At 41.1% G+C, this 12,673-nt stretch carries 9 protein-coding genes and 1 pseudogene; 9 read left to right on the top strand and 1 reads right to left on the bottom strand.

Features of this window, described 5'->3' with window-relative positions; genetic code table 11:
- Positions 1-218: 218 nt before the first annotated feature.
- The gene (locus FD729_RS02045) at positions 219-1,214 is read left to right on the top strand and encodes a hypothetical protein (RefSeq protein WP_159931633.1); all 996 of its coding nucleotides are present in this window, start codon (positions 219-221) and stop codon (positions 1,212-1,214) included.
- Between the two features lie 218 nt (positions 1,215-1,432).
- On the opposite strand, the gene suhB is transcribed toward FD729_RS02045, so the two are convergent.
- The gene (gene suhB / locus FD729_RS02050; RefSeq protein WP_159931634.1) at positions 1,433-2,224 is read right to left on the bottom strand and encodes an inositol-1-monophosphatase; all 792 of its coding nucleotides are present in this window, start codon (positions 2,222-2,224) and stop codon (positions 1,433-1,435) included.
- A gap of 121 nt (positions 2,225-2,345) precedes the next feature.
- On the opposite strand from suhB, the gene trmJ reads away from it, so the two are divergent.
- The 8 genes and pseudogenes from trmJ to hisS all read left to right on the top strand — a co-directional run bounded on the left by trmJ (position 2,346) and on the right by hisS (position 12,623).
- Entirely contained in the window at positions 2,346-3,074 is a 729-nt protein-coding gene (gene trmJ, locus FD729_RS02055) for a tRNA (cytosine(32)/uridine(32)-2'-O)-methyltransferase TrmJ (RefSeq protein WP_159931635.1), read from the top strand.
- Positions 3,075-3,202: 128 nt separating this feature from the next.
- Positions 3,203-3,627: pseudogene (locus FD729_RS05380) on the top strand (Rrf2 family transcriptional regulator); the annotation flags it as partial.
- 156 nt (positions 3,628-3,783) lie between these two features.
- Complete coding sequence (locus tag FD729_RS02065; protein ID WP_159931636.1) at positions 3,784-4,950, top strand: IscS subfamily cysteine desulfurase; 1,167 nt, start codon at positions 3,784-3,786, stop codon at positions 4,948-4,950.
- Between the two features lie 1,899 nt (positions 4,951-6,849).
- Entirely contained in the window at positions 6,850-7,281 is a 432-nt protein-coding gene (gene ndk / locus FD729_RS02070; protein WP_159931637.1) for a nucleoside-diphosphate kinase, read from the top strand.
- Between the two features lie 175 nt (positions 7,282-7,456).
- On the top strand, positions 7,457-8,596 hold the full coding sequence (locus FD729_RS02075; protein ID WP_159931638.1) for a bifunctional tRNA (adenosine(37)-C2)-methyltransferase TrmG/ribosomal RNA large subunit methyltransferase RlmN: 1,140 nt from the start codon (positions 7,457-7,459) through the stop codon (positions 8,594-8,596).
- 541 nt (positions 8,597-9,137) lie between these two features.
- Positions 9,138-10,082, top strand: coding sequence for a cytoskeleton protein RodZ (gene rodZ, locus FD729_RS02080; protein WP_159931639.1), 945 nt, complete (start codon positions 9,138-9,140; stop codon positions 10,080-10,082).
- Between the two features lie 37 nt (positions 10,083-10,119).
- Entirely contained in the window at positions 10,120-11,241 is a 1,122-nt protein-coding gene (gene ispG, locus FD729_RS02085) for a flavodoxin-dependent (E)-4-hydroxy-3-methylbut-2-enyl-diphosphate synthase (protein ID WP_159931640.1), read from the top strand.
- A 107-nt stretch (positions 11,242-11,348) separates the two neighbouring features.
- A complete protein-coding gene (hisS, locus tag FD729_RS02090; protein ID WP_159931641.1) occupies positions 11,349-12,623 on the top strand; it encodes a histidine--tRNA ligase in 1,275 nt (424 codons plus the stop codon).
- Positions 12,624-12,673 lie beyond the last annotated feature (50 nt).

Raw genomic sequence — 12,673 nt, forward strand, 5'->3', positions numbered from 1 at the left:
ATACAGATATTTTTTAATTATAAATAATTTTTTTTAAAAACAGTCAGTGAATATTTCCTGATCTTATTATCTTTGCATGTATTTTAACAGTTAAAATAGATTAGTGATCTTTGTGGTGAAATGCAACTTTCTCGTCTAGGCTGAATAACAATATTCAGATGTTATTTTTTCTGAAAAATATTGGTTATTCAAGGTTGTCTATTGTGAGGAGAACCATTATGCATCAAACTCGGGTTGATAATAGTACAACAGAAACCATAGCGGAAACGTACGCTGGATTAGCGGTGAGACGTATTTCTTGGAGTGCGATCTTTGCAGGCGTAATTAGTGTGCTCATTGTACATATTTTACTTACCTTGCTTGGTACCGCGATTGGGGCGGCCACAGTTGATCCGCAGCAAGAACAAAATCCACTACAACATCTTGGCACCGGAGCTCTGATCTGGACCGGACTAAGTATGTTAATTTCTATGGCAGTGGGTAGCTATTTAGCGGGATGTTTAGCACAGCGGCAAGGTGCTCTACATGGTTTACTCATGTTCGGAGTCAGCACTTTGTTAACTATCTGGTTGACAGTTTCTTTGGCGAGTAATTTAATCGGAGGCGCATTTAATATTATTGGTACAGGTTTCCAAGCAATCGGTAGTAGTATTTCTACAGCTGTACCAATGGTGACTAATTATGCAAAACAAAAGTTGTACGACAATAATATAAATCTTGATAACCTGCAACATGAATTGACTACCATGCTACATCAAACAGGTACATCGGAATTACAGCAAGAAAATGTACAGCAGAGTATAGGTAATGAAAAAAATAATAAGGAAAATAACTCAAAAAACGCTGATAACGATATTACGAGTTGGGTGCGTGGAGTACTGAATCTTCATTCCGATACTTTGCAGGTAGTGAATCGCGATGCACTAAAAAACATTATTAAAGCGCATACTAGTAAAAGCGATCAGGAAGTAGAAAAGATCGTCAATCAAACTGAACAGAGCTATCAGCAAGCGGTACAGCAGTATCGACAGCTGAAACAGCAGGCAGAGCAAAAAGCGCGTGAAGCAGCACAACAGGCAGCGGAGGTAACTGCAAAGGCAAGTTGGTATATCTTCTTTATGCTGTTGATTGAAGCAGTGTTAGCGGCGGTCATGGGACGTATTGGTCTTCGTACTCAATATTGTGTTAGTTTCTTGAGTCACGAACGACGCTAAAAAATGAGAAAGTCGATACAAGATATCTAAAATGATGAAAAAGCTAAGATGCGCGTGAGAGGTGAATATAAAACAAAGGTATTTTTATACCATGGAAGGAAGCTCGGATCAAATGATAAGGAGTGATTTGAGCGGTTTTATGCTTGATTCTTTTCTGCGGCATCTTAGCATTTATTTATTTAAGTACGTATCCTTGTCCTTCTGTCCTTTTCTCATAATTAGAGTTTAAGTCTCTCACTTAGCTCATCGCGTATGCTGAAAAGCATCGATTTGACTACACGCGGGTTGCCTGCTACGATGTTACCGGAACTTATAAAATCATGACCACCGGTAAAATCTGTCACAAGACCACCTGCTTCACGTACTAGTAGTTCACCAGCAGTAAAATTCCATGGCTTTAAGGCAATTTCAAAATAACCATCTGTGCGACCTGCGGCAACATATGCTAGATCTAGCGCGGCTGATCCACTATATCGAAAATCCGCATATTGCATAAATAATTTAGCTAACGCATTTATATAAGCCGGAGCGTGCTGCTTAGATTTACATGGAAACCCCGTTGACAGGATGGCGCCTACTAAATTACGTGTAGTACTTCCGCGCAGACGGTAACCGTTAAGTTGTGTGCCTTGGCCTCTAACCGCGGTAAAAAGTTCATTACGCATCGGATCGTAAACGACTGCTACTGTAGTGTGTCCTTTAGTGCGAACTGCAATAGAAACGGAGAAATGCGGGAGACGTTTGATAAAATTAATAGTCCCATCCAGTGGGTCTATTATCCATTGAATGTCCTTATCCTCTCCTGCTATTTTGCCACTTTCTTTAGAAAAGATAGAGTGTTGTGGGTAAGATTTTTGAATTACTTCAATAATCAGCCGCTCTGAATCTCGGTCAATATTGTTAATGCTTTTTTGGCTGGTTTCAACCGAGCCTGGAATTTCATAATTTCTGGCAATGAAGTTTCCTGCCTTGCGTGCAGCGCGCACGGCAATGTTGAGCATGGGATGCATGGTCTATCTCTTACAAATATTAAAGAACGCTAAAAAACGGCGCGCAGTGTAGCAGTGCATGCTTTAAATGTCTCGACTTATGTTAGCATAAGACCCATCTTTCTCTCACTAATGCTAATGTATGCTACAGAACATTCGGATCGTGCTAGTGGAAACCTCTCATACCGGTAACATAGGTGCGGTAGCTCGTGCTATGAAAACTATGGGTTTAAGTAAATTTTATCTAGTTAATCCATTGGTAAAACCTGATTCAAGGGCAATGTCGCTAGCGGCAGGGGCTAGTGACATACTCAATGATGTAAACATCGTTCAGTCTTTTAACGATGCTATTGAGGACTGTAGTCTAGTAATCGGTACTAGCAACCGTTCACGTTCGCTACCTTGGCCAAGTTTAGACGCACGCGAATGTGGTGTGAAAAGTGTAGAAGAATGTCAAAACGGGCGAATTGCTCTGGTATTTGGCCGTGAACGGATAGGTCTGACCAATAAAGAGTTACAACAGTGTCACTATCAAGTCGCAATTCAAGCTAATTCAGAGTACAGCTCGCTTAATCTGGCAATGGCTGTACAAATCATTGCCTACGAAGTTCGTATGGCGTGGTTAAAAGAGCAGAAAAAAGCACAGTGCTCTGTGCCGGTTCATGTCAAATCGTCTTACCCATCGGTAAAAGATTTGGAACTCTTCTATCAGCACCTGGAGCAAATCCTTCTTCATAGCGGTTTTATTCGTAAAGGTAATCCAGGAAAAGTGATGAGCAAGCTGCGCCGCCTCTATGCACGAGCTCGTCCGGAACGTGATGAGCTGAATATTCTGCGTGGGATGCTTGCCTCATTTGAGGATACTAAATAAGTAATTGAGTAGAATACTCAACTAATAGTTGAATAACATATTCAGCAATAGAGGATTTCAGTTATCTGTTATTTTGTTATTAACTCTTTGATAATAGGACTCTATTAAATTAAGAGAAGTATCATGTTATGAGACTGACATTAAACGGATGTTACGCCGTTACTGCTATGTTGCACATTGCCTTGTATTCTCATGAAGGACCTGTTTCGCTGGCTGCTATTTCCGAGCATCAACATCTCTTTCGCTTTCCTGTGTAGATCAGTTAGTTAAGCAGTTACGTAAGCATGGATTGGTGATTAAAGTACGTAGCCATGGTGGGGTCTACCTGTTAAGCGAAAAGTCTGGTTCCGTTGCGGTGAATGAAGTTATTACCACAGTCAATGAATCAGTTGATGATACTAAATGCCGGGGTGAAAAAGGATGCCAATCTGGGACACTTTTCCTAACACATGTTTTGTGGTGTGATTTCACCGTGTGTATTAGCGAGGTTTTAAACAACATTACAGTCGCTGAATTAGTGAATAATCAGCAGATCCTGTATGTAGCCTACCGTTAAAAATCCCAGAAAAATGATCATTTTTAAAACAAGCACTTTCAGAAAATTCACGTTAACATTAGTGCTTACTAATCCTAGACTCGGCTCTGATATTAACACATTCAGGATCGAATCTATATGACTTATATTTTTATTTCATAGAGCTTTAGCATAATGAAACTACCTATTTACCTTGATTATGCAGCAACAACGCCAGTCGATTCGCGTGTAGCTAATAAAATGATGCAGTTCCTGACATTAGACGGTACCTTTGGTAATCCTGCTTCACGTTCGCACCGTTTTGGCTGGCAAGCAGAAGAAGCGGTCGATATCGCACGCAATCAAGTGGCTCAATTGGTTAATGCCGATCCACGTGAAATTATCTTCACTTCCGGCACTACTGAATCTGATAACCTCGCTCTAAAAGGAACTGCGTACGCAAAGCGAAAATACGGCAACCATATTATCACTAGCCAGACTGAACATAAAGCAGTACTTGATAGCTGTAAACAACTAGAAAAAGAAGGTTTTATAGTTACTTATCTAGCACCATCGGCTAATGGTGTTATTACGCTGGATACCGTCCATGACGCGTTGTGTAACGACACAATACTTGTATCTCTAATGCATGTTAATAATGAAATTGGTGTGATTCAGGATATATCTGGTATCGGTGAACTTTGTCGCGTGCGTGATATTTTATTCCACGTCGATGCTGCACAAAGCATCGGTAAATTGTCAATCGATCTAAGCAAACTAAAGATCGATCTGATGTCTTTTTCCGCTCATAAGATCTACGGCCCGAAAGGGATCGGCGCGCTTTATGTACGCCGTAATCCAAAAGTACAAATTGATGCTCAGATACATGGCGGCGGTCACGAGAGATGCATGCGAGCCGGTACTTTACCAGTGCATCAAATTGTCGGTATGGGTGAAGCTTTCCGTATTGCTAAAGAAGTGAGCAAAAAAGAGGCAGCATGGTTAGCAATGCTACGTGCAAAGCTATGGCACGGGCTAAGTGCGCTGGATGGAGTACAGATTAACGGTGACCTTACCCGAAGTGTGCCCAATATTCTCAATGTTAGTTTTGCTGGAACTGACGGAGAAGAGCTTCTAATGGCATTAAAAGATCTGGCACTCTCCTCTGGTTCGGCGTGCACTTCTGCGAGTGTGGAACCCTCTTACGTATTGCGTGCTATTGGGTTAGATGACACAGTGGCGCATAGTTCACTACGTTTTTCATTGGGCCGTTTTACCACTGAAGAAGAGATTGAATACGCTATTGCGCTAGTAAGAAAGATGGTGACCAAGCTTCGTATGTCTGTGTCTGATTCATGTTAATCCCTACACTATATTAAATAGGTAAAAAAATAAAAAAAAGATGCACATCACTCATCTAATAAAAAACAACCTTTTTAAAACTATTATCTTAACTAGTAATTAATATGCTGCACACGTCCATCTGGAGCGCGGTGTTACACTTTTATGCGTTTTATCATGGTGATGCGCAACTGTGCATTCATAGCAATAAGCATCTGATGATTTACAACGATGGCATTCATTGTCTTCTCTGTACCGCGTGCTTGGTATGTGCTGCGCGCGTTTATGGTGGAACAAGTGAAGTGTCCATCCTAGTCTGCGGTTTTTAGGGCTAGAAAATTGTCTGCATACTGCTATCAACTTTGCTATTCACCCTGCTAAAAGATAAGTTTGGAAGATATTCGATAATATATATGTGAAGTATCTATAATCAATATGACATTTATCAGTCATAAGGATGGTACTCCAAGTCATTGATGTACAGGTGGTGAAACGTTTTAAAGCTGGAGTATATGAACCGTCTCTAAGACTACATCGTGGTCATATTCTATGTGGCTGCCACGGACCATGGTAAGGTTTAGTGGTTAATAGAAACAAAATCACATGGTACATTATATGTCATCTTTGCAAAAGTTGGCGTGAATCTGAAAGAGACGGTAGTAAAGTGTGCTGCAGATTAAGCGTAAACGTAATAGCCACAGCAATGATTATAGAGTTGAAAGGATCCGGAGTCGTGAACATCACACTTTATGACAGTTCATGAAGAGAATATAGAGTAGAATTATCTACTTCTCAAGAAGCAAAAGGTGCGGTGAGTGACTCTATCAAATCCAGATAATATGCACATTGCTTGTAAAACCGAAGGGAACAATACACCTGACCTACAAAGGTTTTTACCTAAAAATTTATAAACAGCCACTCTTCTCTTAGTCGTGAAGATAGGAACGGATATCCCAAGATAATGCAATTATGCTATTGCTCAGAAGTTGGTAGCATTTCTATATTAATATATGATTTATACATATTATACAAACAAGTATAATGAGTCAATTATACAGTTGAGGAACATCATGTAACAAAAACAGCGAGGGTATGCTATCTGTCATACACTTGAGGTAATGCTATAAAAGTATAGATTTTTACTTTATTTTTTAGACGTGCAGTCTTGAGTAATATGGTATAGTGCTTTACCATGCCAGACTAAATCTAGCTTGACAAGCCTGAATTGTAGTGGACTATAGCTAAGACTGTGACTACAGTCAGCGCGCTAAAGTAAATCATAAACTGCAACAAGTCATTTAGTGGATTATCCGTTTAACAGTGAATACCGCGCGGTCTGAGTGTCGTACTATTAGTGTACTTGGAACATTTGCTAATAGCTAAGAGGGGGGGCTAGTCAATGGCTACTAGCGATAAAAACTATACCAACATCGCTAAAATTAGGCGACGAATTTATCACCATATCGCTTATAGTGTTAGCGATGTACATTAAGATAATGTATTAAGTTTTATGGTGATGTTGCTATATGGCATGAATAGATCATGTTTAATCTGAATGCGTTTCCAAGAGTATTTTTTATTGGTTTTTAAATTGTACTTCAATTGTACTTTATTAGTAAAGTACACGGTGACAAGAGCAGTATATAGCTCGGGATTTATAGATAACGATACCCGTCATTTCTATAGTAATGGATAAAACAGGTAAGTTGATTATACCTCCTTGTATTCGTAAATGTTAATAATAAACATATTTACCGTATTTGCTTAGTTGCAACACCCTGACAAATATTAATAATTTATAATTATCCATATAATGGGGCAATAGAACATAAGCAAATACTTGTCTATATCCACATAACTGGCGCGTTTTTACCAGAAGCATGTTCCCAGTTTTTTTGAATACTAGAAACAGAGGTCAAGATGGCAATCGAATATACCTTTTCCATCATTAAACCAAACGCTGTTGCTAAAAATTTAATTGGTGCCATCTATGGCCGTTTTGAGAGCGCAGGTTTTCAAATCATTGGTACTAAAATGCTTCAAATGAACAAGACTCAGGCTGAAGGTTTCTACGCTGAGCACCAAGGTAAGCCATTCTTCAATGTCTTAATTGAGTTCATGACATCCGGTCCCGTTGTCGCATCTGTGTTAGCAGGGAAAAACTGCGTTCAGCGTTATCGTGACTTGATGGGCGCAACTAATCCAGCAAATGCACTAGCTGGTACTTTGCGCGCTGATTACTCTGACAGCTACACCGAAAATGCTACTCACGGCTCTGATTCTGCTGAGTCTGCCTCTCGTGAAATTGCCTATTTCTTCAGTAAAAATGAGATATGCCCACGTACACGCTGACGACTGCTACAGGGTGTCCTTTATAAATTTTCGTAAAATATTGTTTTCTAACATTTCATTACAGCTATTAGACAATGTCGCATCTTCGGTAGTCTTAGCTCAAAGCTTAGAAAATGTTTTCTTCTCCGTCCTTAAATTAGCGGTCTAAGGTGTAATAACAAAACCAGAGAAAATTATGTTCGAACAGATGGTGAGACCATTGTCCACTTTTCCCGTGTTAGATACCCAAATAAGTAAAAAAATTAATCTACTGGATCTTACCCGTCAGCAGATGCGTAAATTCTTTATCTCCATGGGAGAAAAACAGTTTCGTGCAGATCAGGTGATGAAGTGGATATACCGTCACTTCTGCCGTGATTTCAAGAAGATGACCAATCTTAATAAAGTATTACGCGATAAATTGTGCCAATATTCTGAAATTAGTGTACCGGAAATAGTGGAAGAGATGCATTCTAGAGACGGCACCATCAAGTGGATGATCCGTGTCGGCGATCAGTCAGTAGAGACGGTTTATATTCCTGAGGACGATCGTGCTACGATTTGCGTCTCGTCACAAGTCGGTTGTGCTTTGGAGTGTAAATTTTGCTCAACGGGACAGCAAGGCTTTAATCGTAATTTACGCGTCTCTGAGATCATTGGACAAGTATGGTGTGCAGCAAAAATTATTCGTGACACTAAAGTATTGGATCAGCGTCCCATCACTAATGTGGTAATGATGGGTATGGGAGAACCGTTGCTTAATCTAAACAACGTTGTAGCAGCTATGGAAATCATGTTAGATGAGTTTGGTTTCGGGTTCTCAAAACGCCGCGTCACGCTTTCCACATCAGGAGTTGTACCAGCTCTAGATAAGCTGGGCGATATGATCGACGTTGTGCTAGCGATTTCGCTACATGCACCGAATGATAAACTACGCACTGATATCATGCCGATTAATAAGAAATACAATATCCAAACGTGCCTTGTTGCAGTGAAACGCTATTTGGCTAAATCAAATGCCAATAAAGGTCGGGTCACAATTGAATATGTGATGCTGGATAACGTTAACGACAGCACCGAGGATGCCCATGAGCTAGCAGCTCTACTGAAGAATACTCCAAGCAAAATTAATTTGATTCCATGGAATCCTTTCCCGGGAGCACCTTATGGACGTAGCTCCAATAGTCGTGTAGACCGCTTTGCTAAGATATTGATAGAATATGGTTTTACCACTATTGTACGTAAAACTCGTGGTGATGATATTGATGCGGCCTGCGGTCAGCTCATTGGCGATGTTGTTAATATTACCAAACGTAATATGCGTAAAAAATGGTGAGCGAACTCATGTCGCATACAGATTGTGCATCTTCATCTCTCAAGAGAGAAATAATGTTAAAAGATGATCAGACAACTCACTGAGTTAGAGTGTCGTAATCAAGTGTGTCCATTATTCCCTACATTTAGGTATGAATAAATGCACGAAGAGTATCAACCGTTGAAGAACGTGATGGATATATCGTGGGCGAGACTCTCAAATCTTATGTTTAGTGGGGAATTATCTAGATCATTGTTATATTCAGGTAGATGACACACTAGACGAGTCAGTGAAACTGAGTCGAGTGCTTAATTACGAATCCCGTGAAGAAAGTGCATAGCTTGATACAGCGCAAAAAATCACATTTGTACAATTCGGAGCATAATTTTGGTTTTTAATAGAGCTTTATATTTATAGAAAATTTCTATCTGCTAAGGCTCGTCGTTTAAAGTTAAAATATGTTTTGTGCGGGAAAGGAAAATCTGCTGATGCCATATGTTATGACTACTGATAGTTGGTGCGAAATTTCCATAATCGATACAATACTAGCGTTATTTAGCTAATGAATATTGAAATTACTCAAGACAATTCTGTAGTAAATTCCACAGGCGAGCGTCTGCGTTTGGCTCGTGAGAAAATGGGACTGACGCAGCAAAATGTAGCTGAGCGCCTGTGTTTGAAAATTTCGACCATACGAGATATAGAAGAAAACAAATCACCTGCTGATCTAGCTGCAACTTTTTTGCGTGGATATATTCGTTCTTATGCGCGTCTTGTTCACATTTCTGAAGAGGAACTGCTACCTATGATGGCGAAACAACCAGCACGCACCGTGAAAATCGAGCCTATGCAGAATCTCTCATTTGGGAAGTGTAATAAAAAACGTGAAGGCTGGCTGATGATTTTCACTTGGCTGTTGCTATTAATGGTAGTTAGCCTAACTTGCGTGTGGTGGTGGCAAAATCACAAAGCTTCCCAAGCCGATCTGGTATCCATGGTCGATCAAAGCAGCAGTAGTAGAAAAAACAGTCAGTCAATCCCGCTTACTCTCGATGGTAGTGGCAATAGTACTAGAGATAACATAGCAAAGTCTTTAAAGCAGAATAAAATAAAAGATGTAGTGGTGCCAACTGCAACATCAGCGACTAACATTATCGCCCCGTCTATCAATCAAGCTCTAGTTGACAATGCGGCAAATACGCCATTAACCGGTCACCAACTGCTCACTAATGCTCACACTATCATTGATACAGATATCGATTATAATCACGTTGTGATGGGTTTTAAAGCCGATTGCTGGGTAGAGGTTATTGATGCCACCAGTAAGAAACTATTTAGCGGAATGCAACGTAATGGTGATAGACTCAATCTTTCTGGAATTGCACCTTATCGCCTGATAATTGGTGTACCCTCAGCAGTACAGATTCAATATCAGAAAAAAATGGTTAATTTAAGTCGTTTTGTTCAGAAAAAACAGGTTGCTCGCCTGACACTAGGTGTGCAATGAGCTGTGTAGTGACTCAGAGTAATTGTGGAGAAAGAAAATGTATAATAAAGCACCTATCGTCCGTCGTAAATCATCCCGAATTTATGTCGGTAAGGTGCCTATCGGTGACGGAGCACCTATCTCCGTTCAGTCCATGACCAATACCCGTACAACAGATGTAGACGCTACTGTTAATCAAATCAAAGAGCTTGACCGCGTCGGCGTCGATATTGTTCGTGTCTCTGTACCAACGTTGGATGCAGCTGAAGCTTTGAAGCTAATTAAGCAGCGCGTGAATGTGCCACTAGTCGCGGACATTCACTTTGATTATCGTATCGCGCTGAAGGTTGCCGAGTATGGTGTGGATTGCTTACGTATTAATCCAGGCAATATTGGCAAAAACGAACGTATTCGCCAGGTAGTAGATTGTGCGCGTGATAAAAATATTCCAATACGTATTGGCATTAATGCCGGTTCGCTAGAAAGAGATCTTCAGAAAAAATATGGCGAGCCGACGCCACAAGCTCTGCTAGAATCAGCGATGCGCCATATCGATCATCTTGATCGCCTTAATTTTAACTCATTCAAGGTGAGTGTGAAAGCTTCAGATATTTTTCTTGCTATCGAATCTTACCGCCTAATGGCTAAGCAGATTGATCAGCCACTGCATGTTGGTATTACTGAAGCGGGAAGCATGCGTGCCGGTGCGGTCAAATCGGCAATTGGTATTGGCCTGCTACTTTCAGAAGGCATCGGCGATACGTTACGTATTTCACTGGCGGCTCATCCCATAGAAGAGGTAAAGGTTGGATTTGATATTCTGAGGTCCATGCGTATCCGTTCACGAGGCATTAATTTTATCGCTTGTCCAACTTGCTCACGTCAGGAATTTGATGTGATTGATACAGTGAACATACTTGAGCAGCGTCTTGAAGATATCAAGACGTCGATGGACGTATCCATTATAGGTTGTGTTGTTAACGGCCCAGGTGAAGCCATGATGGCGACGCTGGGAGTAACTGGTGGCAATAAGAAAAGTGGTTTTTATGAAGACGGTATGCGTCAGCATATTCGTCTCGATAACAAGGATATGATCAACCAGCTAGAGGCACTCATTCGGGCTAAAGTAGCTATGCTAGATAAGAGCCGTTGTATAGAAATTCAGAAACTAGGAAAATAATTTCCGTTTTACATCGAGCAGATTTTTTAATGAACCGGTGCGGTTTTATCATAAAAACTTTATAATTTAAAAAGAAAATTTATTTATAATAAGAAAGAGATTGTAATTTGGCGACGCATATTCAAGCGGTACGCGGTATGAACGACTACCTACCAACGGATACATCTGTTTGGCAACAGATTGAAGACACTCTCAAGCAGGTATTAGCCAGCTATGGTTACAGAGAAATCCGCATACCGATCGTGGAGAAGACTTCATTGTTTAAACGCGCCATCGGCGAGGTGACCGATGTGGTTGAAAAGGAGATGTACACCTTTGATAGCCGCAAAGGTGAAAGCTTAACACTGCGTCCGGAAGGCACATCAGGATGTGTGAGAGCCGGTATACAACATGGACTCCTCTATAATCAAGAACAGCGTCTGTGGTATACTGGACCGATGTTTCGATATGAACGTCCGCAGAAGGGACGTTATCGCCAGTTCCATCAGATAGGTGCTGAAGTTTTTGGCCTGAAGGGCCCTGACGTTGATGCTGAGCTCATTATGCTGACTGCGAGATGGTGGAAAGCATTAGGTATCGCTGATTTCGTTCGGCTGGAACTCAACTCCATCGGTTCTCTGAAAGCGCGAGCAAATTACCGGGAAGCCTTGGTAGCGTTTCTTGAGCAGCACAAAGAGATGCTCGACAAAGATTGCAAGCGCCGTATGTACAGTAACCCAATGCGAGTGCTGGACAGTAAAAATCCTGACGTGCAGGTGCTTCTTAACTACATACCGCAGTTAATAGATCATCTTGATGATGAATCACGTGAACATTTCCAGGGACTATGTTCCCTATTGGATGATGCTGGAATCACTTATACTGTGAACCAGCGTTTAGTACGCGGCTTAGACTACTATAATCGCACTGTCTTTGAATGGGTCACTGAAAGCCTTGGTGCGCATGCTACAGTGTGCGGCGGTGGCCGTTATGATGGTCTGGTCGAGCAGTTAGGAGGTTGCGCTACGCCAGCTGTAGGATTTGCCGTAGGCATGGAGCGTCTGATATTGTTAGTTCAGGCAGTGAATCCTGCATTTAAAGCTATGCAAATTATTGATGCGTATGTCATTGCTTCAGGGCAAGACGTTCAATCAGCAGCCATGCAGTTGGCAGAAAAACTGCGTAATGAAATGCCAGAAATAAAATTAATGACTAATTTTGGCGGTGGGCACTTTAAGAAACAGTTCATTCGTGCTAACAAGTGGGGGGCTCGTGCCGTGCTGGTTGTTGGTGAAGACGAAGTTAAATCAGGTCATGTAGTTATTAAAGATCTACATAGTGGTGACCAGCAAACGCTGGTGCAAACGGAGGCTGTTGCCGCGTTGCGCACACTATTACAATAAGAAATGGGGACGGCATTAACTAGAAAAAAAGGAGAGAGAGTATGGGGGAC

Origin of the sequence: Pantoea sp. Nvir, assembly GCF_009829915.1 — a bacterium.
In the GTDB taxonomy this organism is placed as follows: domain Bacteria; phylum Pseudomonadota; class Gammaproteobacteria; order Enterobacterales; family Enterobacteriaceae; genus Pantoea.

Bases quoted from the DNA above. Each gene is read 5' to 3' on its own strand.
- trmJ (WP_159931635.1), top strand. From the start codon at position 2,346: ATGCTACAGAACATTCGGATCGTGCTAGTGGAAACCTCTCATACCGGT.
- suhB (WP_159931634.1), bottom strand. From the start codon at position 2,224: ATGCATCCCATGCTCAACATTGCCGTGCGCGCTGCACGCAAGGCAGGA.
- rodZ (WP_159931639.1), top strand. From the start codon at position 9,138: ATGAATATTGAAATTACTCAAGACAATTCTGTAGTAAATTCCACAGGC.
- FD729_RS02075 (WP_159931638.1), top strand. From the start codon at position 7,457: ATGTTCGAACAGATGGTGAGACCATTGTCCACTTTTCCCGTGTTAGAT.
- ispG (WP_159931640.1), top strand. From the start codon at position 10,120: ATGTATAATAAAGCACCTATCGTCCGTCGTAAATCATCCCGAATTTAT.
- FD729_RS02045 (WP_159931633.1), top strand. From the start codon at position 219: ATGCATCAAACTCGGGTTGATAATAGTACAACAGAAACCATAGCGGAA.
- ndk (WP_159931637.1), top strand. From the start codon at position 6,850: ATGGCAATCGAATATACCTTTTCCATCATTAAACCAAACGCTGTTGCT.
- FD729_RS02065 (WP_159931636.1), top strand. From the start codon at position 3,784: ATGAAACTACCTATTTACCTTGATTATGCAGCAACAACGCCAGTCGAT.